Below are 24,816 nucleotides of genomic sequence, written 5' to 3' on the forward strand. Positions count from 1 at the left end.
ATCTAATAAAGAATAATGGTGTTGACATGTTCAACGCCATTATTCACTGAATACCTGGCCTGCTACTGATTAAACAGTAGCAGGCCAGGATAAAACTCAATAAGACATAGCGACAAACTAAACCGGACGAACGGGGATAAGAATTTCGCAAACAACATCATTGCCATCCTTTTCTACGAAATCTTCATTGTAATAAAATCGCTCAATATCGCTGCCGTTCACTCTGGCTAACCCCCTGGCAGGCAACTCTATCAGATAGATGTTCCGAACCCAGTCAGAGTAATGTTCCCAGTTTCCTTCATAACGGAAAGAAGCATAAAGTCCTCGGGTCGTTGTCCACTCTTTCGGCATGTCAGCATATTCACATACCGTACCAGCAAAGGTTTCAACTGTGAGTAAATCGACCGACTTTGTTGATGGTTTAAACGTTGAGACGAAATAGATATCCGTCTTAAAATCCTTCATACACCGGGCTAAATGATGACGTCGCAATTTGACTTCTTCATCCGGTGATTTATTCGATATTTCAGTATCATACTTAAATGAATTGCCAAAAATACGTGTTTCAGGGAAATGAATTAATGTGCAATCAGTTTTTGTATGTTGGCGTGCTAAAAATGGAGGGAAGATATTTTCCAGATCCCAATAATCACGGAGCCGGTATTCTCGGGGAGAGCATCCGAACAACTTTTTAAATTCGCGACTGAATGACTGCTGTGAATCAAAATGCAAAGATAGTGCAATATCAAGCATAGATTTCGCTGTGAGTCGGACAAGAATAGCCGCCCGGCAAAGTCTTCGTTTGCGAATGTATTCTCCCAGCGGCACATGCATGAAGTTTCTGAACAGGAGCTGGATATTGCGTCTACTGTAGCCTGATTTCTGTGCGATATCTTCGATTGAGATAGGGTTACCGAGATTGCACTCAATCCACTCCAGGAGTTGCTGCAAAATCTTCTGCCTGATCATAACATTCTCCATTTACCCTTCGCCATTTCGTACATTTTTCGTATGACAAAGGCTATTAGTGTATCAAAAACAGAAAGGTCCGAGGCCAGGCGACTGACAGTATCTCAGATTGTTGACAAATGCTTGTTGTGTATACCGGAACTTATCCCGCCTACAAAATAGCGCAAATTCAATAAATTGCGATTCTCTGGTCGGCATGATAATCATAGCGCATCAGGCAATTTTGTGCTTGTCATCAATCTCATCGTGTCTGCTTCATTTTTCCCATAATAGAGAGAGTACAGTCCCCTATTATTAATGAAATTTTTACATAAGTGATATCAAAATCCACATACTAATCTGCGGTCATGTTTTAACGTAGACTAATGATTCATATGTAATGGAGGGACTGCTAGTGGAATTTTCCGTATTAAGCAACAATCTGAAAATGCCGATGATGGGATTTGGTGTTTTTCAGGTTACCGATAAAGAAGTATGTAAACAATCAGTGTTGAATGCTATCCGAACCGGTTATCGACTCATCGACACTGCAGCGGTATATGGTAATGAAGACGCCGTCGGCGACGCTATTCGTGAAGCCATTTCGGAAGGTTTCTGTACCCGCGAGGAGTTATTTATTACGTCTAAACTGTGGGTGCAGGACATGGTTGATCAGGATACGGCAAAAGCAGGTATTGAAGCGTCATTAAAAAAATCGGGACTTGAATACTTTGATCTCTATTTATTGCACCAGGCAATGCGCGATTATTTCAGTGCATGGCGTGCACTGGAAGAGGCTTATGAAGAGGGCAAACTGAAAGCGATTGGGGTTTCCAATTTCTATCCTCATGTTCTGGCAAACTTTTGTGAAACAGTCAGAATTAAGCCAATGGTCAACCAGGTTGAGTTGCATCCCTATTTTGCCCAACCAGAAGCGCTGGCAACCATGAAATACTACAACGTGCAGCCTGAAGCATGGGCACCATTAGGCGGTGGAAGACATAAACCATTTGAAAACAGCCTGCTTCAGGGTATTGCAAATGCTCACCAAAAATCGATTTCTCAGGTAATTCTACGCTGGAATATTCAACGGGGAGTGGTTGTTATTCCAAAATCGACTCATCAGCATCGTATTGAAGAGAACTTCGCTATCTGGGATTTTTCACTGACAGAGAAAGAAATGGCGCAAATAAGCTCACTTGATCTGGGGTATGTTGGCGAATCCGTAAAACATTTTAATCCTGAGTTTGTTCGTGGCTGTCTTGGCGTAAAAATACATAACTAATTAGAGTTATCAGGATACTACCTGACCCGCACTCTGAAAATATAACTTATAGCAGATGTTATTATATATTTTCCGAAGGCGGGGCCTCATTATAAAAACACACTGAATCGCTTCAGTAAGATAAAATTACAGTTATTAATGGTTGTGTAATTATTGTTAATAATTTTATTTATACTCATTTGGTGGACTTTTTTAACAGATACTAAATGAGTGTCTCTAAATGGGGGTTTAAGATAAATTCGATTGGATTCATGACGTTATTATATCGAATGCATGATTCCGTATTGTTAGTGGCGATCATTATAAAAATGTGAGCGACGCCGAAAGAAATAAAATTAGCTATTGCATCCAGGTATCCAATGATGGATTATTGATTTGTCATACAAATCAGTTTGAGTTTGTATTCTGCTACCCAATAAAAAAGCCGCCATTTTTATTGATGTCTGATAACCCGGAAGGAGTGGTTGCGATCAGGCATAAATAGAAATGAAGCAATGGAGTATTGGTTGTGAATGTAAATTTCTTTGTTACCTGTATCGGTGATGCCCTGAAATCAAGGATGGCACGCGACTCCGTGCTGCTCCTGGAAAAACTCGGCTGTCGCGTAAATTTTCCTGAGAAACAGGGATGCTGCGGTCAGCCTGCGATCAATAGTGGTTATATCAAAGAAGCGATCCCTGGAATGAAAAATCTGATCGCTGCACTTGAAGATAACGACGATCCCATTATTTCGCCCGCCGGTTCCTGCACTTACGCCGTAAAAAGTTACCCAACATATCTGGCTGACGAACCAGAATGGGCATTACGTGCAGAAAAGGTCGCCGCGCGTATGCAGGATCTCACTTCTTTTATTGTCAATACATTAGGGGTCGTCGATGTAGGCGCCAGCTTGCAAGGGAGGGCGGTATATCATCCATCCTGCAGTCTGGCCCGTAAGCTGGGTGTGAAGGATGAACCACTTACGCTGCTGAAAAACGTACGCGGACTGGAGCTGTTGCCCTTTGCCGAACAGGATACTTGCTGCGGGTTTGGCGGTACGTTCTCGGTCAAAATGGCCGAAATTTCCGGCGAGATGGTGAAAGAAAAGGTTTCACACCTGATGGAGGTCTGTCCTGAGTATTTAATTGGTGCCGACATTAGTTGCTTGCTGAATATAAGTGGGCGATTACAACGGGAAGGGCAGAAAGTCAAAGTGATGCATATTGCTGAAGTGCTGATGAGCCGCTGAGGGTATAAAGATGTCGATCAAAACCAGTAATACAGAGTTCAAGACACGCATCCGTCAGCAAATTGAAGATCCGATCATGCGCAAAGCGGTGGCAAACGCGCAGCAGCGTATTGGGGCAAATCGGCAAAAAATGGTCGATGAATTAGGTCACTGGGAGGAGTGGCGCGATCGTGCCAGCCAGATACGTGATCATGTTCTGAGTAATCTCGACGCTTATCTGTACCAGCTCTCCGAAAAAGTGACGCAAAACGGCGGTCACGTCTATTTTGCAAAAACCAAAGAAGACGCTACCCGCTACATTTTACAGGTCGCCCAACACAAAAATGCCCGGAAGGTGGTGAAATCTAAATCGATGGTGACCGAAGAGATTGGCGTCAATCATGTGTTGCAGGACGCTGGCATTCAGGTGATTGAAACCGATCTGGGTGAATACATTCTTCAGTTGGATCAAGATCCGCCATCTCATGTTGTGGTCCCGGCTATCCATAAAGATCGCCACCAGATCCGCCGGGTGCTACACGAACGTCTGGGCTATGATGGCCCGGAGACGCCTGAAGCGATGACCTTATTCATTCGTCAAAAGATCCGTGAAGATTTCCTCAGTGCCGAAATCGGTATAACCGGCTGTAATTTCGCGGTAGCAGAAACAGGTTCGGTATGCCTGGTGACCAATGAAGGCAATGCGCGAATGTGTACCACGCTACCTAAAACGCACATCGCGGTGATGGGGATGGAGCGTATTGCCCCCACGTTTGCCGAGGTTGATGTATTGATCACCATGCTGGCGCGTAGTGCCGTTGGCGCACGTTTGACGGGATACAACACCTGGCTGACAGGGCCGCGCGAAGCGGGGCATGTGGACGGGCCAGAAGAGTTTCATCTGGTTATTGTTGATAACGGGCGTTCTGAAGTGCTGGCCTCTGAATTTCGGGATGTGCTGCGCTGTATTCGCTGCGGGGCCTGCATGAATACTTGTCCGGCATATCGCCACATTGGAGGTCACGGATACGGATCTATTTACCCAGGGCCAATCGGCGCGGTGATTTCTCCGCTACTTGGCGGCTATAAAGATTTTAAAGATTTACCCTACGCCTGCTCTTTATGCACGGCCTGTGACAGCGTGTGTCCGGTGCGTATTCCTCTGTCAAAACTGATTTTGCGCCATCGTCGAGTGATGGCTGAAAAAGGGATCACCGCAAAAGCAGAGCAACGGGCGATTAAAATGTTCGCTTATGCCAATAGTCATCCGGGATTGTGGAAAGTCGGAATGATGGCAGGCGCTCATGCGGCAAGCTGGTTTATCAGTGGCGGCAAAACACCACTCAAGATCGGGGCGATTAGCGACTGGATGGAAGCCCGCGATCTTCCTGAAGCTGACGGCGAGAGTTTCCGTAGTTGGTTTAAGAAACATCAGGCGCAGGAGAAAAAGAATGGATAATCGAAGCGAATTCTTGCAAAACATCGCTCAGGCACTGGGGCGTCCGTTGCGACTCGAACCGCAAACAGAAGATGCACCGCTTAACAACTATGCAAACGAGCGTCTTACTGAACTTAACCAGCAACAGCGCTGTGACGCGTTTATCCAGTTTGCCAGTGATATCATGTTGACGCGTTGTGAACTGATCAGCGAGGCGCAGGCCGCGGATGCTGCATTACGCCTGTGTAAAGAGCTGGGAGATCAGTCGGTTGTGGTTAGTGGCGACAGGCGACTGGAAGAACTGGGGATCAGTGAACGTTTACAGCAGGGATGCAATGCCGTCGTGTGGGATCCGCTGAAAGGTGCCGAGAATATCTCGCAGGCAGAGCAGGCTAACGTTGGCGTAGTGTATGCTGAATATGGCTTAACAGAATCGGGAGGCGTGGTGCTTTTTTCCGCTGCTGAGCGTGGACGCTCGTTGAGTTTGCTCCCTGAGTCCTCAATTTTTATCCTGCGCAAAAGCACCATCCTGCCACGTGTGGCGCAACTTGCAGAAAAATTGCATCAGAAAGCGCAGTCCGGTGAACGTATGCCGTCCTGCATTAACATTATTAGTGGCCCCAGTTCAACGGCGGATATTGAGCTTATCAAAGTCGTCGGGGTTCATGGCCCGGTAAAGGCGGTGTACCTGATCATTGAGGATTGCTGAGAGGGAGTAACATGAGAGTTACCTCACGTTTTTATGGCAGGATTCAGTCCCATATCAAAACGGTAACTCTCAACCTTACAAGGCCTACAGCCAAATCAAGTCGCGACTGAATTTTTAGTTCTCAGCGGCATTCCATTCGCCACAAAATACGCAGCCGTGCTTTTCGCCAATCATAATTGATGCATCCACCACGCGCAGGCCCTCCAGTTCGTATACGGCCCGCCGTCTCGTCGTAGTCTGTTCTGTACGCATCGCACGGGGGAAAGGCGGTTTCGGTGCAATTACGCACAAGTTCGTTGAGCTGTTCATCGGTCTGACAATCGACACACAGGAAATAGTGTGATGTTCCAGGACGTGCATAAAACTGCGCCATCTCTGCATATGGTACGGGAATTATTGACCCACTGTAGAATTTTATGCATATATTATATATAGTTGTAATTTCATATCTTGTAATTCCTCTTAGTCACTTGTAAATCTTATATTCTATTAATTAACGGTTTTATATGAATGAAAGCTGAATGGATTCAGTCTTATGCGCACATATATTTATTAATAAGACAATTCTTATAATTAAATACCTAATAAGAGTTATCACCTTTGTCGGTTATATATTAAATGTGTAATGCCTGCTTCTTGTTTATATTTTGAGTTGATTTGAGCTCTTAGATACATATAATGCGCATATGTTCGAGACTGGGTGCTAATGTAAGGATAAAGTTAAGATTGTTAATTTGAAATAGGTGTCCGGTAGTAAGTTAATCTATTATTACTCTCTGAACTGCATACCCAGGTATGTGGTTATCAATGTTATGCGATTTTTTTGAATTTATATATGCCATGAGCAGCAACCGGGATGGCATTTTATGCGTTGCTGTTTATGCAATCTTGGTTTTATTTGGATGTATTGCTGGAGATTGTGATGAATAAAATATATCGGCTAAAGTGGAACAGGTCCCGTAACTGTTGGAGTGTTTGCTCTGAACTGGGAAGCAAAATAAAAGGAAAAAAGTCCCGGGCTGTTTTAATTAGCGCGATAAGTTTATATTCATCTCTGGCAATGTCTAAAGATGTTACTGTAAGTGAAGATCACACAGCTGTATTCAGTAAAGATAACCAAACTATTGATTACCGTATTTCAGTGACCGACAATGCCAATCTGGTAATCGATGCGACAGACTCTTCTCGTCCACGTCTGACTCTCGCTTCTGGTGGTGGACTGGATATCACCGGAGGGAAGGTGCATATCAATGGCTCGCTTAACTTTTTGTTAAAAGGGACGGGGTTTCTGAACGTCTCCAATGCCGGCAGTGAGTTATATGCTGATGATTTATATGAGTCTTACTCTAATATTACCCACGATAGAGGCTATTTTAACGTCTCCAACGGCGGAAAAATCCATGTTAAGGGCACCAGTCGTCTGACTTATTTGCAGGGAAATGTCAGTGGTGAAGGCAGCCAGGTAAATTCCCAAACCTTTTTTATGGGCGTTTACGGCAGTTACGGTGGTAATCAGTACCTGTCAGTTAATAACGGCGGTGAAGTTAACGCCACTAAGCAAATTAGCCTGGGCTATTATGATCAAGTCTCCGATACAACACTTGCTGTTTCGGAAGGTGGTAAAATTTCTGCGCCGACAATTAGTTTAAGCACCAACTCTGAGTTGGCGTTAGGTGCCCGGCAAGGGAATGATGCGAAGGCTGCAGGGATTATTGATGCCGAAAAAATTGAGTTTGTGTGGGCAAAGACATCCGAAAAGAAAATCACCTTAAACCACACGGATAAAAACGCGACTATTTCCGCGGATATTGTCAGTGGCAGCGAGGGCCTGGGCTATATCAATGCACTCAATGGTACGACTTACTTAACCGGTGATAATTCCGCCTTTAGCGGCAAAGTAACGATTGAGAAAAACGGGGCTTTGGGGATTACCCAAAATATAGGCACTGCAGAAATCACCAACCGCGGGAAATTACACCTGAAGGCTGACGATAGCATGACCTTTGCCAATAAGATCTATGGCAACGGTACAATAAGTATCGACGGCGGGACGGTGGAGTTGACCGGCAATAACAATACATTCTACGGATATATTGATGTTGCTTCTGGTGCTGTCGCGGTTATTTCTGAAGACAAGAACATCGGCCGTGCAGAGCTGGATGTTGATGGCAAATTGCAAATTAATGCCAACAAAGATTGGGTATTTGATAACGATCTTGAAGGTAACGGCATTGTTGAAATAAACATGGGGAATCACGAATTCTCCTTCGATGAGTTTGCTTATACAGACTGGTTCCAGGGTTCACTGGCGTTCCAGAACACGACATTTAACCTGGAAAAGAATGCTGAGTTTCTGCAAAAAGGCGGGATCACTGCGGGTCAGGGAAGCCTGGTAACGGTGGGTAAGGGCGCTCACTCCATTAGCACTTTGGGATTCTCCGGCGGAACCGTTGATTTTGGTGCCCTGACAGCAGGTGCACAGATGACAGAAGGGACGGTCAACGTTAGTAAAACGCTGGATCTGCGCGGCGAGGGTGTGATTCAGGTTTCTGACAGTGACGTTGTCCGCTCAGTATCTCGTGATATTGATTCTGCGTTATCGCTCACTGAAGTCGATGATGGTAACAGCACCATTAAGCTGGTTGATGCACAAGGTGCGGAAGTTCTGGGCGATGCGGGCAACCTGCAATTGCAGGATAAAAATGGCCAAATTCTCTCCAGCAGCGCCCAACGTGATATTCAGCAGAATGGACAAACAGCGGCCGTCGGCACTTACGACTATCGTCTGACGAGTGGGGTAAACAATGACGGTCTGTATATCGGTTACGGCCTGACCCAGCTTGATTTACACGCTACCGACAGCGATGCTCTGGTGCTGAGCGCCAACGGTAAAAGCGACAATGCCGCCGATCTCAGCGCAAAGATTACCGGCAGTGGTGACCTGGCATTCAGCAGCCAGAAAGGTCAGACCGTATCGCTTTCTAACAAAGACAACGACTATACCGGTATTACCGATCTGCGCAGCGGGACGCTCTTGTTGAATAACGATAACGTGTTGGGTAATACCCAGGAACTGCGTCTGGCGGCAGAGACTGAACTGGATATGAATGGTCACAGCCAGACTGTGGGCACGCTCAATGGCGGCGCCGATTCGCTGCTGAACTTAAACGGCGGCAGTCTGACGCTTGCCAACGGGGGGACTTCAGCCGGTTCGTTAACGGGGAACGGAGAGCTGAATATTCAGAGCGGCACGCTGGAAGTCGCGGGCGATAACAGCAACCTGACGGCTAATATGAATATTGCCAGCTCGGCTAAAGTGCTGGTAAGTCATGCACAGGGATTGGGTAGCGCAAATGTTGAGAACAACGGTACCCTGGTGTTGAATAATAGCGCTGAAAAAAGAGCGGCTGTGCCTGTGAATTACACCCTGGGCGGCAACCTGACTAACAACGGTACGCTGATGACCGGAGAGTCTGGACAGCAAGCGGGCAACGCGTTAGTGGTGAAGGGGAACTACCATAGTGATAACGGCCGACTGGTGATGAATACGGCACTGAATGGCGATGATTCAGTGACGGATAAACTGGTTGTTGAGGGCGATACCAGCGGCACGACTTCCGTTACGGTGAATAACGCAGGCGGTTCTGGCGCTAAAACGCTTAACGGCATTGAACTTATCCATGTTGATGGTAAGTCTGAGGGGGAATTTGTTCAGGCAGGACGTATCGTTGCGGGCGCATATGACTACACTCTCGCGCGTGGTAAGGGGGCAAATAGCGGTAACTGGTATCTGACCAGTGGTGGTGATTCAGCTGAACTGCAGCCGGAACCAGAGCCGATGCCGAATCCGGAGCCTAATCCGACTCCGACTCCAGAGCCGACGCCGGGGCCGGATCTGAATGTGGATAATGACCTGCGACCGGAAGCGGGCAGCTACATCGCGAACCTTGCAGCAGCGAATACCATGTTCACTACGCGTCTGCATGAGCGTCTGGGTAATACGTACTATACCGACATGGTGACGGGTGAGCAGAAACAAACCACTATGTGGATGCGCCATGAAGGTGGTCATAATAAATGGCGCGATGGCAGCGGCCAGCTGAAAACCCAAAGCAATCGCTATGTTCTGCAACTGGGAGGCGACATCGCGCAGTGGAGCCAAAACGGCAACGACCGCTGGCATGTTGGGGTCATGGCGGGATATGGCAACAGCGACAGCAAAACCATTTCCTCGCGAACCGGTTATCGTTCAAAAGCGAGTGTGAATGGATATAGCACTGGCCTGTATGCCACCTGGTATGCTGATGACGAATCGCATAATGGCGCGTATCTCGACAGTTGGGCGCAGTACAGCTGGTTTGATAACACAGTGAAAGGGGATGATTTACAAAGTGAATCCTATAAATCAAAAGGATTTACCGCTTCACTGGAAGCTGGATACAAACACAAATTAGCTGAATTTAATGGCAGCCAGGGAACGCGTAATGAATGGTATGTTCAGCCGCAAGCTCAGGTTACCTGGATGGGAGTAAAAGCCGATAAGCACCGCGAAAGTAACGGTACTCTTGTTGGTAGCAGCGGTGATGGCAACATTCAGACTCGACTTGGTGTAAAAACCTGGCTGAAGAGTCATCATAAAATGGACGACGGTAAATCCCGCGAGTTCCAGCCATTTGTGGAAGTGAACTGGTTGCATAACAGTAAGGATTTCAGCACCAGCATGGATGGCGTGTCAGTCACTCAGGATGGAGCCCGAAATATTGCCGAGATAAAGACGGGGGTTGAAGGACAGCTAAATGCCAACCTGAATGTCTGGGGAAATGTGGGCGTTCAGGTTGCCGATAAGGGATATAATGACACCTCTGCAATGATTGGCGTTAAGTGGCAATTCTGATCTGAATAATAAGTAAAAGGAGAGAGCCGAATGGGTGCTAATTCGGCTCTCTGTGTCATTTTCTTGCAGCCAGCTTTTCCTGCCAGAGTGAAGACAAGCAGATTAAGCTGGCGCACAAGATTTAATCAAGGTGTGTTAAATGGCTTCGCATGATTTGAGTGTTTTTTTGGAAGAGTTCGGCGCAACGGTTAATTTGACGTTGCCTGGTATTGTGTCCGAAAAAGAACGGCTTTTACTCAAGCTGCTAATGGAGGGGATGTCGGTTACAGAAATCTCACAGTACAGAAATCGCAGTGCAAAGACAATTTCACATCAAAAGAAGCAGTTGTATGAGAAATTAGGCATCCAGAGTGATATTACCTTCTGGCGGGATATCTTTTTTCAGTATCACCCGCAGGTAACCACTGCTACGGGAAATAAAAATAAAATTTATCTTCCTGACAACCGTTGTCACCATATTGTCACACCTGAAGCCATCAGTCTGGCGCTGGAAAACCATGAATTCAAACCGTGGATCCAACCGGTATTTTGTGCTCAGACAGGGGTACTGACAGGTTGTGAAGTGCTTGTTCGTTGGGAACATCCGCAAACGGGAATCATCCCGCCGGATCAATTTATTCCTCTGGCGGAGTCATCTGGTCTTATCGTCATAATGACCCGCCAGTTGATGAAACAGACTGCGGATATTCTGATGCCGGTAAAACATTTGCTGCCGGACAATTTCCATATTGGTATCAACGTCTCGGCGGGCTGTTTCTTGGCTGCGGGATTTGAAAAAGAGTGTCTGAACCTGGTTAAGAAATTAGGTAACGATAAAATCAAGCTGGTTCTTGAGCTGACGGAACGTAACCCTATTCCGGTAACGCCAGAAGCCAGAGCGATATTTGATAGCCTTCATCAGCACAACATTACCTTTGCGCTGGATGATTTTGGTACGGGTTATGCGACCTATCGTTACTTGCAGGCGTTCCCGGTCGATTTTATTAAGATCGATAAGTCATTTGTGCAAATGGCGAGCGTGGACGAAATCTCCGGTCATATTGTCGACAATATTGTCGAACTGGCGCGTAAACCTGGTCTGAGTATCGTGGCTGAAGGGGTGGAAACTCAGGAACAGGCGGACTTAATGATCGGTAAAGGCGTTCACTTTTTGCAGGGCTATTTGTACTCCCCGCCAGTTCCTGGTAATAAATTTATCTCTGAATGGGTAATGAAAGCCGGTGGTTGATCTAAACCGCTATTCACAACGCATCGGGAGGTTGAGTGGTATCAATTCTCCCGATGCAGTAAATCCTGATAGATCCCCGTTAATATGCCATTTGGCGCAAATTGTTTTTTAATCCACTGCGTCACCTGACCCGTAGCAGAATGCTGAGTCGCCAGTAACATGCGCGAATCCTGGCGCGGATTATGGATTTGTCGGGTAACCAGCAGGGATTGCGTCATCGCCTCACGGACCATGTAATCCGGCAAAAAACCAATCCCTTCACCTAAAATCTGGCACTGACATTTGGTATTGAAATCTGGCACCAGAATCGACTCCTGCCCATGCAGCAACCAACCTACTTTTTTATTAATCGTATGCGCGGTATCTTCCACCATGATGTTAGGGTAAAGACGCAACTGACTTTCAGCGATCGGTTCTGGCATAAAGGCCAGTGGGTGATCCGGGGCAATGGCAAAAGCCCAGCGAATCGCGCCAATTTCAGTGTAATCAATACCGCCACCGTCCAGCAGCGTGTCGGGCGCGCCGATGGCGATATTCGCCTGATTATTGATAATCGCATCCCAGACGCCGTTATACACTTCGGTCGTCACGGTAATCTGGCAGGTAGGAAACTGCTTTTTCAGCACCTGTAATAAGCGTGCGGTGTGTTTGGGCGTATAAAGTAGCTGATTAATACAAATGCGCACGCGCGCTTCTATGCCCTGAGAAATAGTATCGATACTGCGTTTGATGGCGTGAAAATCATTCAGCAGGTCGGTAGCTTTGCGGAAAAAATAACGCCCGGACTCGGTTAACTCAATGCTGCGGGTGTTACGAGTGAACAGCACCACATCCAGCCCCGTCTCCATACGCTTGATGGTGTAGCTAATGGCGGAAGTGGTTAAACCCAACTCTTCTGCCGCTTTACTGAAGCTGCCAAAACGCGCAGCGGTAGTAAATGCCAACAGATTCTCTTCGGTAAAAATTGAGTTCATTAAACCATTCCCGCCATTATCTACTATGAATTTCTCCAGCTATGACTGTAGAGGTATCGGTTAAAGATAGATAATCATTTTTGAATAACTTTTAATACCCGTCGCGTTTAGTCGTCGCTTCGCTTAATTTTTGTCCGCCATATTCTGAAATTATCCCCACGCAGTTACCCGCCAGAAAACCCAGTAACGTTACCGTCCAGTTCATCCCGCTGGCAAAAAACAGCGTCATGCCGAGAAAGCCACCGGGAATAAATGACAGTAACCAGAAACGCCCTTGCCAGACCACCACCGCCGAGAAGGGTACAGTCGTAATCACGCTCGCCCAGAACGCGGACAGCCCACTCACCGAGGCCAGCCAACCGGCAGCCAGCGCGGCGAAAAACGCCCACACCATCCCGGAATAGTTAACCGCCAGGCTTCTGATAAACCCCGATTTACCGCCGCCTGCGGCATAAAAACTGCAAAAGGCGACGAACCCTATCGTACCTAATAATTCCCATCCCTGAGAAAGCCCAACATGTGAAGACACTAACTGCCAAAGCCCTGCACAAACACCGACGGTTATACCCGTTGCAGTGAGTCCGTTCATCTTGTTCCCCTCTGGTTAGACATGGACGAAAGCTGCGCTTACATGTGCAGACTATAGAGAAATAAAACCTGATTGAGTGAAAGGGTATCGGGTCAAAGAAACAAATATTGCACTACCGCACACTGCGAAAAGATTGTTGAACATCATTCAACAAAAAGGCGAAATACGGCGAATTAAATTTAAGCGGGTTCTTTTATCAGATTATCGTTGCTATTCTCAATTCATCGAAAACAGCCACAAAAACCAGGGGAATGTGAATGACTATAAAAAATCTACCTGCCGACTATTTATTGGCTGCACAACAGGGCGATATCGATAAAGTAAAAACCTGTCTTGCGCTGGGTGTCGATATTAATACCTGCGATCGCCAGGGGAAAACGGCAATTACGCTGGCAAGTTTATATCAGCAATATGCTTGCGTTCAGGCATTAATTGATGCCGGGGCGGATATTAATAAACAAGACCTGACATGTTTAAATCCTTTTTTAATGAGCTGCCTGAACGGTGATTTAACGCTGCTACGAATTATTTTACCGGCTAAACCAGACCTTAATTGCGTCACCCGTTTCGGTGGTGTCGGCCTGACGCCTGCCTGTGAAAAAGGCCATTTAAGTATTGTGAAAGAACTTTTGGCGCATACGGAGATTAACGTTAACCAGACCAACCATGTTGGCTGGACGCCGCTACTGGAAGCGATTGTGCTTAACGATGGCGGGATTAAACAGCAGGCGATTGTCCAGCTATTGCTGGAACACGGGGCCAGCCCGCACATGACGGATAAATATGGCAAAACGCCGCTGGAACTGGCGCGGGAACGGGGTTTTGAAGAGATTGCGCAGTTGCTGATTGCCGCAGGCGCATAAACCGGGAGGCTGGCTATCGACACACCAGAAAGACGGTGTGTGTGGGCGCTAACTGCGGATGCGGATTTTCTGGCGCAGCGGGGGCAAGGACAGGTCGAACAGGTCTTTGCCAGAGCGGTAAATATCGCACTCCCGGCCCGCCAGCAGTTGCTGACGCTGCTTTGTGAAGAGTACGACAATGCGCCAAACAGTTGTCGGTTGGCACTCACTCACTTTGATGGTCTGTTCCGGCATGGTGATAAGGTTCAGTTTGACGATCAAGGCATTACGGTTGGTCAACATCTTCATATAGAGATGAGTCGATGTCAGCGTTGGCTGTCCCCAACCTTGCAAATGACCGCTCTGAATTTTCACTTTATCGCCTGGCAACAGTGGCACGACATTATTCATCAGCACCTGGGGGAAAATGAAACCCTGTTTAATTATCACGGCGATAATCCGTTTTATCAGGCATTAAATAAAGAATTACATATTAAACGACGGGCAGTTATTCAGGCAGTAAACGATAAACAAAATATCGCCTCAGCGGTCGCCAGTATGATGGGCTTAGGGATTGGCCTTACGCCATCAGCCGACGATTATTTAACAGGGCTGGCGCTTATTTTATTTATATCCGGGCATCCGGCGGAAAAATACAAAGAGGAATTTTATCTCGGTCTGCAACGCGGCAAAAATAATACCACGTTATTAAGTGCCATAACGCTGGAAGCCGCATTACAACAACGCTGCCGGGAAAATATTCATCGTTTTATACACGACATTATTTATGACATCCCTGGGAACGCAACTCAGGCAATAGAAAAAATTAAACATATTGGCTCCAGTTCCGGCTGCGACATGCTGTATGGCATGGCCGATGGTTGTGCGCTGAGCCAAACCTACGGAGGGAATTATGTCAGTTAAAATAGTCATTAAACCGAATACCTATTTTGATTCTGTCTCGCTGATGTCTATCTCCACGCGTGCAAATAAACTCGACGGCGTCGAGCAGGCATTTGTGGCGATGGCGACCGAAATGAACAAAGGCGTACTGAAAAATTTAGGGCTGCTGACGCCGGAGCTGGAACAGGCGAAAAACGGCGACCTGATGATTGTCATCAACGGCAAAGCGGGCGCGGACAACGAGCAGTTGCTGGTGGAGATTGAAGAGTTGTTCAACACCAAAGCGCAAAGCGGCTCGCACGAGGCGCGTTACGCCACGATTGCCAGCGCCAAAAAGCATATCCCGGAAAGTAACCTGGCAGTGATTTCGGTCAACGGCCTGTTTGCTGCGCGCGAAGCGCGTCAGGCGCTGCAAAACGACCTTAACGTGATGCTGTTTTCCGATAATGTCTCGGTTGAAGATGAACTGGCGCTCAAGCAGCTGGCCCACGAAAAAGGGCTGCTGATGATGGGGCCAGACTGCGGCACGGCGATTATCAACGGCGCGGCGCTCTGCTTTGGTAACGCCGTGCGTCGCGGCAACATCGGTATTGTTGGCGCATCCGGCACCGGCAGCCAGGAACTGAGCGTCCGTATCCATGAATTTGGCGGCGGCGTTTCGCAACTGATTGGCACTGGCGGGCGCGACCTGAGCGAGAAAATCGGCGGCCTGATGATGCTCGACGCCATCGGCATGTTAGAAAACGATCCGCAAACTGAAATCATTGTGCTTATCTCCAAACCGCCAGCGCCTGCGGTGGCCCGCAAAGTGCTGGAACGTGCGCGCGCCTGCCGCAAGTCGGTAGTGGTCTGCTTCCTCGGTCGTGGCGAAACGCCGGTTGACGAGCAGGGACTCCAGTTTGCCCGCGGCAGCAAAGAAGCGGCGCTGAAAGCAGTGATGCTCTCCGGCGTGAAACAGGAACATCTCGACCTGCATACCCTGAACCAGCCGTTGATTGCGGATGTGCGTGCGCGTCTGCAACCGCAGCAGAAATACATTCGTGGCCTGTTCTGCGGCGGCACGCTGTGTGACGAAACCATGTTCGCGGTGATGGAAAAACACGGCGATGTCTACAGCAACATTCAGCCCGATCCTGAATTCCGCCTGAAAGATATCAACCGCAGCATCAAACACACCTTCCTCGACTTTGGCGATGACGACTTCACCAACGGCAAGCCGCATCCAATGATTGACCCCACCAACCGCATCAGCCGCTTGATCGAAGAAGCGCGCGATCCAGAAGTGGCGGTGATCGTGATGGATTTTGTGCTCGGATTTGGATCGCATGAAGATCCGGTTGGTTCCACCATCGAGGCGATCAAAGAAGCGAAAGCGATCGCCGCTGCCGAAGGCCGTGAGTTGATCATTCTCGCTTATGTGCTGGGCACCGATCTCGATACGCCATCATTAGAACAACAAAGCCAGATGCTGCTTGATGCCGGAGTGATTCTGGCCAGCAGCAGCACCAATACCGGATTGCTGGCGCGTGAATTTATCTGCAAAGGGGAGGAAGCCTGATGAGCCAGTCACTGTTTAGCCAACCGTTGAACGTTATTAACGTCGGTATCGCCATGTTTAGCGATGACCTGAAAAAGCAGCATGTAGAAGTGACCCAACTCGACTGGACGCCGCCGGGGCAGGGCAATATGCAGGTGGTGCAGGCGCTGGACAACATTGCCGATTCACCGCTGGCGGACAAAATCGCCGCCGCTAACCAGCAGGCGCTGGAGCGCATTATCCAGTCGCATCCGGTGCTGATTGGTTTTGATCAGGCGATTAACGTGGTGCCGGGCATGACGGCGAAAACCATTCTTCACGCCGGGCCGCCGGTTACCTGGGAAAAAATGTGCGGCGCGATGAAAGGCGCGGTCACCGGGGCGCTGGTGTTCGAAGGGCTGGCGAAAGATCTCGATGAGGCGGCTGAACTGGCGGCTTCCGGGGAGATCACCTTCTCGCCGTGCCACGAGCATGACTGCGTGGGATCGATGGCGGGCGTCACCTCTGCCTCGATGTTTATGCACATCGTAAAAAACAAAACCTACGGCAACGTCGCTTACACCAACATGAGCGAGCAGATGGCGAAGATATTGCGCATGGGCGCTAACGACCAGAGCGTGATTGACCGCCTCAACTGGATGCGCGATGTGCAGGGGCCAATGCTGCGCGACGCCATGAAAATTATCGGCGAGATCGATCTGCGCTTAATGTTGGCGCAAGCGCTGCATATGGGCGATGAGTGCCATAACCGCAATAACGCCGGGACGACGTTGCTGATTCAGGCGCTGACGCCGGGGATTATTCAGGCAGGTTATTCCGTGGAGCAACAGCGCGAAGTGTTTGAGTTTGTCGCCAGCAGCGACTACTTCTCCGGCCCGACGTGGATGGCGATGTGTAAAGCGGCGATGGATGCGGCGCACGGCATCGAATACAGCACCGTGGTGACCACCATGGCGCGTAACGGCGTCGAGTTTGGCCTGCGGGTCAGCGGATTACCGGGGCAATGGTTTACCGGCCCAGCGCAGCAGGTGATCGGCCCGATGTTTGCCGGTTATAAGCCGGAAGATTCGGGGCTGGATATCGGCGACAGCGCCATCACTGAAACCTACGGCATTGGCGGATTTGCTATGGCGACCGCGCCCGCAATCGTCGCGCTGGTGGGCGGTACGGTGGAAGAGGCTATCGATTTCTCCCGTCAGATGCGCGAAATCACCCTTGGCGAAAACCCCAACGTCACCATTCCGCTGCTCGGTTTTATGGGCGTGCCGTCGGCAATCGACATCACCCGCGTGGGTAGCAGTGGCATTCTGCCGGTGATCAACACCGCCATCGCCCATAAAGATGCGGGCGTCGGCATGATTGGCGCGGGCATTGTGCATCCACCATTCGCCTGCTTCGAGAAAGCCATTCTTGGCTGGTGCGAACGTTACGGCGTCTGAACTGTAAAGTGCGTGTTGTTTCTGCCGGATGCGGCGTGAACGCCTTATCCGGCCTACGGATGGCGCAAGAATCTGTAGGCCTGATAAGACGCGCGAGCGTAGCGCATCAGGCAGTCTGGCGTTGGTCATAACCTCATCACCCTCTGTAGCGGACATAACAACATGAAAGAACTTGTGGTCGTTGCCATTGGTGGCAACAGCATTATCAAAGATAACGCCAGCCAGTCGATTGAGCATCAGGCGGAGGCGGTGAAAGCCGTCGCCGATACGGTGCTGGAAATGCTGGCTTCCGATTACGACATTGTGCTGACCCACGGTAACGGGCCGCAGGTCGGGCTGGATTTACGCCGTGCGGAGATTGCCCACGAGCGCGAAGGGCTGCCCTTAACGCCGCTGGCGAACTGTGTGGCAGATACGCAAGGCGGCATCGGCTATCTGATCCAACAGGCGCTGAACAACCGACTGGCGCGTCACGGCGAGAAAAAAGCCGTCACCGTGGTGACTCAGGTGGAAGTGGATAAAAACGATCCGGGTTTTGCTCATCCCACCAAGCCCATCGGTGCATTCTTCAGTGAAAGCCAGCGTGACGAATTACAAAAGGCTAACCCTGACTGGCGTTTTGTTGAAGATGCCGGACGCGGCTATCGCCGCGTTGTCGCCTCGCCGGAACCGAAACGTATTGTCGAAGCACCTGCCATTAAGGCGCTGATCCAACAAGGCTTTGTGGTAATTGGCGCGGGCGGCGGCGGAATTCCGGTGGTGCGCAGCGAAGCAGGGGATTACCAAAGCGTGGACGCGGTTATCGACAAAGATCTCTCCACCGCGCTACTGGCTCGCGAAATTCACGCCGACATTCTGGTGATCACCACCGGCGTGGAAAAAGTGTGTATTCACTTTGGCAAGCCGCAGCAGCAGGCGCTGGATCGCGTAGATATTGCCACCATGACCCGCTATATGCAGGAAGGGCATTTCCCGCCCGGCAGCATGTTGCCAAAAATCATCGCCAGCCTGACATTCCTGGAACAGGGCGGCAAAGAAGTGATTATCACCACGCCGGAATGCCTGCCTGCGGCGCTGCGTGGCGAAACGGGCACCCATATTATTAAAACGTAAGGACGTAAGATGAAAGAAAGCAATAGCCGCCGTGAGTTTCTGAGCCAGAGCGGTAAGATGGTTACCGCCGCTGCGCTGTTTGGTACCTCTGTGCCGCTCGCCCATGCGGCGGTTTCTGGCACTACAAACTGCGAAGCGAACAACACCATGAAAATCACTGACCCGCATTACTATCTCGACAACGTGCTGCTGGAAACTGGATTTGACTACGAAAATGGCGTGGCGGTGCAGACCCGCACGACGCGCCAGACCGTGGAGATTCAGGACGGTAAAATTGTCGCCCTGCGCGAGAATAAGCAGCATCCGGACGCCACGCTGCCGCACTATGACGCTGGCGGTAAGCTGATGCTGCCCACCACCCGCGACATGCATATTCATCTCGACAAAACCTTTTACGGCGGGCCGTGGCGCTCGCTCAATCGCCCGGCAGGCACCACCATCCAGGACATGATTAAGCTCGAGCAGAAAATGCTGCCGGAGCTGCAACCCTACACTCAGGAACGGGCGGAGAAACTGATCGATTTATTGCAGTCGAAAGGTACCACCATTGCCCGCAGCCACTGCAATATCGAACCGGTTTCCGGCCTGAAAAATCTGCAAAATTTGCAGGCGGTGTTGGCGCGACGTCAGGCGGGGTTCGAGTGTGAAATTGTCGCCTTCCCGCAGCACGGTTTGCTGCTGTCAAAATCGGAACCCTTAATGCGTGAAGCGATGCAGGCAGGCGCGCATTACGTCGGCGGGCTGGACCCAACCAGTGTCGATGGCGCGATGGAAAAATCCCTCGACACCATGTTCCAGATTGCGCTGGACTACGACAAAGGCGTCGATATTCACCTGCACGAAACCACTCCGGCAGGCGTGGCAGCCATCAATTATATGGTTGAAACGGTGGAGAAAACGCCACAGCTGAAAGGCAAACTGACCATCAGTCACGCCTTTGCGCTGGCAACGCTCAACGAGCAACAGGTAGATGAACTGGCGAACCGGATGGTGGCGCAGCAAATTTCTATCGCCTCGACGGTGCCGATTGGCACGTTGCATATGCCGCTCAAACAGCTCCACGACAAAGGCGTAAAAGTGATGACCGGCACCGACAGCGTTATCGACCACTGGTCGCCTTACGGCCTGGGCGACATGCTGGAAAAAGCCAATCTGTACGCGCAGCTCTATATTCGTCCTAACGAACAGAACCTCTCCCGTTCGCTGTTTTTAGCCACTGGCGATGTATTGCCGCTCAACGAAAAAGGCGAGCGTGTGTGGCCAAAAGCGCAGGATGACGCCAGCTTTGTGCTGGTGGACGCCTCCTGTTCCGCCGAGGCGGTGGCGCGTATTTCGCCGAGAACGGCAACGTTCCATAAAGGACAACTGGTGTGGGGGAGTGTGGCAGGTTGATACGCATTTGATATGTCTGCAACGGTGAATAGTAAGAGATTTAAGCCCCAGGGAGTGGGGCTATCTGAATATGAGTGTGTCGGCAGTGGTTTGCTAATGAATCATCCTGAACTTTATAATCTCCAGGCATAATTTTTAGGGGGTTATTTGAGAGAAATACACAAAAAAAGAGTTTTAACAAAGATATTTATCAAGCCATAAATGTGACCTGCTTCGGATAAAAAAGATTAAGCGTGGAAAAACCAATGATACTCTTGCTGATTATTATCAAGAGTAATTATGATGTGATTTATTTTTCCATGATTACGTAAATATTCCCATGTCCATAGAAGAAAATATCTCACAAAAATATCCCCATGCTTCCTGTTGTACTTTTGGCGATTCAGCAGCGTTGGCCGATCACCTCGCAACGTTGATTGCGACTGGTGTTAAAACTGCTTCCTGTGGTTCGCTGGCGGGATGTATTGAGGACAATGCGTTTCCGATGATTGGTGAGTATAAGATTGTGCAAAATAGCGCTGGCGAGCCTGTTTGTGTTATCAGAATTATTGGCCTGCATTTACTGCGCTTTTCAGATGTCACTGAAGAGTTTGCCCGTAAGGAAGGCGAAGGTGATCTCAGTCTTAAATATTGGCGTAATGAACACCGTCGTTTTTTCGAGGCGGAAGGAAGTTATTCGCCAGAAATGGACGTTATCTTCGAAGAGTATGCCCTTATTGCCGTTGTGTAGATAATTAATTTATCTGCGCCCAAAAAATAAATATAGTCAGTTTTACTCTTTTACGTATGGCAAAAATTACACGTATTGGCCCTGTGGGGAACGTTGCTGCTCTGTTTGATTCAGGTACGCGGTATGTTGGGGCTGGATCGGGCGGCTTAAATATTGGCTATATTCAATGGACGCGTTTTGCCGCGATGACATATCAGGCATCGCCAAATACACATAGCTAATCAGGAGTAAACGCAATGAAGATCAAAGCTATTGGTGCATATTCCGCTAAACAACCGCTGGAACCGATGGACATCACCCGCCGTGAACCGGGACCGCATGATGTCAAAATCGAAATCGCTTATTGTGGCGTCTGCCATTCCGATATCCACCAGGTCCGTTCGGAGTGGGCGGGGACGGTTTATCCCTGCGTGCCAGGCCATGAAATTGTGGGTCGCGTGGTGGCCGTTGGTGATCAGGTGGAAAAACATGCGCCGGGCGATCTGGTGGGCGTCGGCTGTATTGTCGACAGTTGTAAACACTGCGAAGAGTGTGAAGACGGGCTGGAAAACTATTGTGATCACATGATAGGGACCTATAACGCGCCGACGCCAGACGAGCCGGGCCATACTCTGGGCGGTTATTCGCAGCAAATTGTTGTTCATGAGCGTTACGTTTTACGTATTCGCCACCCGCAAGAGCAGCTTGCCGCCGTTGCGCCGTTGCTGTGTGCAGGCATTACGACCTATTCACCGCTGCGCCACTGGCAGGCCGGGCCAGGTAAAAAAGTGGGCGTGGTCGGCATTGGCGGTCTGGGGCATATGGGAATCAAGCTGGCCCACGCTATGGGGGCGCATGTGGTGGCGTTTACCACTTCTGAATCAAAACGCGAAGCGGCAAAAGCCCTGGGGGCTGATGAAGTCGTTAACTCGCGTAATGCCGATGAAATGGCGGCCCACGTGAAGAGTTTCGATTTCATTTTAAATACAGTTGCTGCGCCGCATAATCTCGATGATTTTACGATTTTGCTGAAACGCGATGGCACCATGACGCTGGTTGGCGCTCCCGCAACGCCGCATAAGTCGCCGGAGGTTTTCAACCTGATCATGAAACGTCGCTCAATTGCCGGCTCGATGATTGGCGGCATTCCAGAAACCCAGGAGATGCTCGACTTCTGCGCCGAACATGGCATCGTAGCTGATATAGAGATGATTCGGGCCGATCAAATTAACGAAGCCTATGAGAGAATGTTGCGCGGCGATGTGAAATATCGCTTTGTGATTGATAATGGCACGCTAACGGACTGAAAAATTAAATATAGCGTGTAGTGCTACATATAACGTCGCTCTCCGGCACTAAGAGAGCGACAACATTCAGGGCAGGGGCAAGAGCTCGCTGCCTGTGTAAAGCGATCAGTCGACATGACCCAGTGCTGCTTATTAAACGATCAATAAATATATTTTGTGAATGTACGAGTTGACATTCATATGAAAAAAATCATAATTCCGTCATGTTCGCGTAGGGCAGTTTCTGTATCTTATGCATCGCACCAGGGCCTGACAGGAAATATGCTGTAAGGTTCGTATCAAAAAACCGCCATTAGCTCATCAGGAAGAGCAGACGACAACCAGGATTGTTGTATGGTACGGGGTTCGAGGCCTCGATGGCGGTCCAATTTCTCAATTGGGTTGGTTACAATTATCAGCTCACCGATGTGTCACTCCTTCATAAATCAGCCGTAGCGCAAAGACACCAATAATCGCACCAATAACCCGACTGGCAACGCGCTGCATACGCCCGTATGCACGACGCACGGCGGGTAAAGAAAACGCCTGACTAAGAAATACACGCCAGATAATAGATGCGAGCACAATCCCCGCCCAGGCCATAAACCGCGCCCAGGTCGGCGTTTCTGCGCTTAACGTCACTGAGAAGATACTGATAAAAAATAAAACTGTTTGTGGATTAGAGAGATCGGTAATGAGTCCACGGCGGAAAAATACATACCAGGGAGCATTAAGCGGCTGCTGTAATGCGCTCATCTGTGGTGTTGATTGTCGGCGCATACTGTTCCAGGCAAACCATAAAAGATAAGCGCCGCCGACGATTTTAATGAGTGAGAAAATCTCTTCACACTGGGTAATGAGCGTCGCCATCCCAAACAATCCCAACCCGGAATAGATGGCATCGCCAAGCGCCACGCCAAGCCCGGTGAGTACACCTGCACGACGGCCTGAGGCCAGGCTGGTTTGTACCACGACAAAGAGATTTGCCCCCGGATTAAAAAAGGTGATGACGAACAGTCCGACGGTCAGGTAAACGGCGTGCAAGGGGTCCATAGTGATTTCACCCATAAATAAGCTGAATTAACTTCATCATATTTATAGTAAAAATGACTGAATGCGAGCGCGATCACAAAGGTTGTCGATCTAAGAGAGTGCCACCCGTACTGTGACAGGTGGCAAAGGGGTATCAGAAGAGATATTTCACGCCCAGCATTCCCTGGGTATCGCTGTAACCATTGTCACCCAACTGCTGGGCGACGTTGCCCCACAGTTGCAGACGCGGGGTAAGCTGACCTTCTACCCCCATTTTTAACTCGCCAATATTACGCGTGCCAGTAATTGCATCGCTGATGCCATCCATTTTCACGCTGTAATTGCGTGAGTTATAAATCCAGTTGGCTTCCACGAAAGGCTGGAAAGAACGCTCTTTATGATCATCAATAGCATGATGACCTTGCAGATACGCTTTCACCCCCAGACGTGTTTGCAGGTTGCCTTCGGTGCTGTCCTCAACCAGCGTGCCATTGTCTTCCGTATGATTGTCTGCCTTCACATCCATCCACGTCAGTTGCATTTTGGGCTGCAACCAGTAGCTGGTGCGGGCATCAGCGCTTTCACCGAGACGGAAGGTGTAACCCGCTTCAATGGCGGCGGTGATGCCGTCAGAGTGATACTTTTCACTGGGCAGATACTCGCCGGAGACGGTGTTATCAAACCAGTTATAGAGCAACCAGCTGTCAACATAAGTCCCGGTTTTGTCTGCTTCGTTAGCGTACCAGGTGCCATACACGCCCACACTGTAGCCGTCGATTTGCCCACGTGAGCTGTATCCGGTCAGGCTGGAATGCGTGTGACTCTTGCTGTTGGCATAGCCAGCCATCAGGCCGAGATGCCAGCGATCGAGTGCGTTACTGCTCCATTGCGCAAGATCGCCGCCCAGTTGCAGAACATAACGGTTGCTCTGGGTGCTCAATTCATCCGAACGATCTTTAAAGCGGTTATGCCCGCCAATGTTACGCATCCACAAACTGGTTGCTTTCTGTTCGCCAGTGAGCAGGTCGGTGTATTGTGTTTCCCCCAGACGGTCATGCAGCCGGGTATTAAACAGCGTATTTGCCGCCTGAATATTGGCCAGATAGCTACCAATTTCCGGGCGATACAGATGTTTTCGTTCTGGTTGTGGAACAGATGGCGTAACAGGCGGCTCCGGTGTCACTGGCGGTTCTGGTGTTACAGGGGGCTCAGGTGTTACAGGTGGCTCAGGATCGGGTTCCGGGATGACGGGTAGTACCGGAGTATACGGTCCTGCGGGAATTTCACTGGT

General features: G+C 49.4%; 19 protein-coding genes and 2 pseudogenes. 15 read left to right on the forward strand and 6 right to left on the reverse strand.

Annotated elements, in window-relative coordinates:
* Positions 1–117: 117 nt before the first annotated feature.
* On the reverse strand, positions 118–969 hold the full coding sequence (locus AACS80_RS09750) for a helix-turn-helix domain-containing protein (RefSeq protein WP_135409558.1): 852 nt from the start codon (positions 967–969) through the stop codon (positions 118–120).
* Positions 970–1,363: 394 nt separating this feature from the next.
* Here AACS80_RS09750 and AACS80_RS09755 point away from each other — a divergent pair, with 394 nt between their 5' ends.
* The 4 genes from AACS80_RS09755 to AACS80_RS09770 all read left to right on the forward strand — a co-directional run bounded on the left by AACS80_RS09755 (position 1,364) and on the right by AACS80_RS09770 (position 5,587).
* Positions 1,364–2,233 carry an aldo/keto reductase gene (locus AACS80_RS09755; RefSeq protein ID WP_130218354.1) on the forward strand — a complete coding sequence of 290 codons (870 nt, stop codon included), beginning with the start codon at positions 1,364–1,366 and terminating at the stop codon, positions 2,231–2,233.
* Between the two features lie 508 nt (positions 2,234–2,741).
* The gene (locus AACS80_RS09760) at positions 2,742–3,461 is read left to right on the forward strand and encodes a (Fe-S)-binding protein (protein WP_135409559.1); all 720 of its coding nucleotides are present in this window, start codon (positions 2,742–2,744) and stop codon (positions 3,459–3,461) included.
* Positions 3,462–3,471: 10 nt separating this feature from the next.
* Entirely contained in the window at positions 3,472–4,899 is a 1,428-nt protein-coding gene (locus tag AACS80_RS09765; RefSeq protein WP_135409560.1) for a LutB/LldF family L-lactate oxidation iron-sulfur protein, read from the forward strand.
* Positions 4,892–5,587 (forward strand): LutC/YkgG family protein, encoded by a 696-nt coding sequence (locus tag AACS80_RS09770; RefSeq protein ID WP_135409561.1) that lies wholly within the window; start codon positions 4,892–4,894, stop codon positions 5,585–5,587. Before AACS80_RS09765 ends, AACS80_RS09770 begins: the two co-directional genes overlap by 8 nt.
* A gap of 95 nt (positions 5,588–5,682) precedes the next feature.
* On the opposite strand, the pseudogene AACS80_RS09775 reads toward AACS80_RS09770, so the two are convergent.
* Positions 5,683–5,912, reverse strand: a pseudogene (locus AACS80_RS09775) (choline dehydrogenase); the annotation flags it as partial.
* A 597-nt stretch (positions 5,913–6,509) separates the two neighbouring features.
* On the opposite strand from AACS80_RS09775, the gene AACS80_RS09780 reads away from it, so the two are divergent.
* Entirely contained in the window at positions 6,510–10,481 is a 3,972-nt protein-coding gene (locus tag AACS80_RS09780; RefSeq protein ID WP_138183768.1) for an autotransporter outer membrane beta-barrel domain-containing protein, read from the forward strand.
* Positions 10,482–10,620: 139 nt separating this feature from the next.
* Positions 10,621–11,709, forward strand: coding sequence for an EAL domain-containing protein (locus tag AACS80_RS09785; protein WP_130209778.1), 1,089 nt, complete (start codon positions 10,621–10,623; stop codon positions 11,707–11,709).
* Between the two features lie 41 nt (positions 11,710–11,750).
* Here AACS80_RS09785 and AACS80_RS09790 read toward each other — a convergent pair whose 3' ends face one another.
* Both AACS80_RS09790 and AACS80_RS09795 read right to left on the reverse strand, forming a co-directional pair.
* Positions 11,751–12,683, reverse strand: a complete 933-nt coding sequence (locus AACS80_RS09790; RefSeq protein ID WP_130261244.1) for a LysR substrate-binding domain-containing protein — start codon at positions 12,681–12,683, stop codon at positions 11,751–11,753.
* A gap of 91 nt (positions 12,684–12,774) precedes the next feature.
* Entirely contained in the window at positions 12,775–13,272 is a 498-nt protein-coding gene (locus tag AACS80_RS09795) for a DUF1097 domain-containing protein (protein WP_130209780.1), read from the reverse strand.
* 257 nt (positions 13,273–13,529) lie between these two features.
* Between AACS80_RS09795 and AACS80_RS09800 the strand changes: the two genes are divergently transcribed.
* The 9 genes and pseudogenes from AACS80_RS09800 to AACS80_RS23955 form a co-directional block, all read left to right on the forward strand.
* Positions 13,530–14,135, forward strand: a complete 606-nt coding sequence (locus AACS80_RS09800) for an ankyrin repeat domain-containing protein (RefSeq protein ID WP_130209782.1) — start codon at positions 13,530–13,532, stop codon at positions 14,133–14,135.
* A 39-nt stretch (positions 14,136–14,174) separates the two neighbouring features.
* Entirely contained in the window at positions 14,175–15,038 is an 864-nt protein-coding gene (locus AACS80_RS09805; protein WP_135409563.1) for a DUF2877 domain-containing protein, read from the forward strand.
* Positions 15,028–16,575: an acyl-CoA synthetase FdrA gene (fdrA, locus tag AACS80_RS09810; RefSeq protein ID WP_131161599.1), complete on the forward strand. Its 1,548-nt coding sequence runs from the start codon at positions 15,028–15,030 to the stop codon at positions 16,573–16,575. Before AACS80_RS09805 ends, fdrA begins: the two co-directional genes overlap by 11 nt.
* On the forward strand, positions 16,575–17,993 hold the full coding sequence (locus AACS80_RS09815) for a YlbE family protein (protein ID WP_130209788.1): 1,419 nt from the start codon (positions 16,575–16,577) through the stop codon (positions 17,991–17,993). The genes fdrA and AACS80_RS09815 overlap by 1 nt, the downstream gene beginning before the upstream one ends.
* A gap of 162 nt (positions 17,994–18,155) precedes the next feature.
* Complete coding sequence (locus AACS80_RS09825) at positions 18,156–19,106, forward strand: carbamate kinase family protein (RefSeq protein WP_000661631.1); 951 nt, start codon at positions 18,156–18,158, stop codon at positions 19,104–19,106.
* Positions 19,107–19,115: 9 nt separating this feature from the next.
* Positions 19,116–20,498: an amidohydrolase family protein gene (locus AACS80_RS09830; RefSeq protein ID WP_131161597.1), complete on the forward strand. Its 1,383-nt coding sequence runs from the start codon at positions 19,116–19,118 to the stop codon at positions 20,496–20,498.
* Positions 20,499–20,817: 319 nt separating this feature from the next.
* On the forward strand, positions 20,818–21,228 hold the full coding sequence (locus AACS80_RS09835) for an ASCH domain-containing protein (RefSeq protein WP_135490852.1): 411 nt from the start codon (positions 20,818–20,820) through the stop codon (positions 21,226–21,228).
* 236 nt (positions 21,229–21,464) lie between these two features.
* Complete coding sequence (gene yahK, locus AACS80_RS09840; protein WP_130261253.1) at positions 21,465–22,514, forward strand: NADPH-dependent aldehyde reductase YahK; 1,050 nt, start codon at positions 21,465–21,467, stop codon at positions 22,512–22,514.
* A 227-nt stretch (positions 22,515–22,741) separates the two neighbouring features.
* A pseudogene (locus AACS80_RS23955) lies at positions 22,742–22,889 on the forward strand (hypothetical protein); the annotation flags it as partial.
* Positions 22,890–22,913: 24 nt separating this feature from the next.
* Here the strand turns inward: AACS80_RS23955 and AACS80_RS09845 are convergent.
* On the reverse strand, positions 22,914–23,546 hold the full coding sequence (locus AACS80_RS09845) for a LysE family transporter (RefSeq protein ID WP_130218317.1): 633 nt from the start codon (positions 23,544–23,546) through the stop codon (positions 22,914–22,916).
* A 133-nt stretch (positions 23,547–23,679) separates the two neighbouring features.
* Positions 23,680–24,816 (reverse strand): autotransporter outer membrane beta-barrel domain-containing protein (locus AACS80_RS09850; RefSeq protein ID WP_138183769.1); only part of this gene is annotated, 1,137 nt, incomplete at its 5' end.

The sequence above is a fragment of the Escherichia sp. E4385 genome (assembly GCF_963883145.1).
GTDB lineage: Bacteria > Pseudomonadota > Gammaproteobacteria > Enterobacterales > Enterobacteriaceae > Escherichia.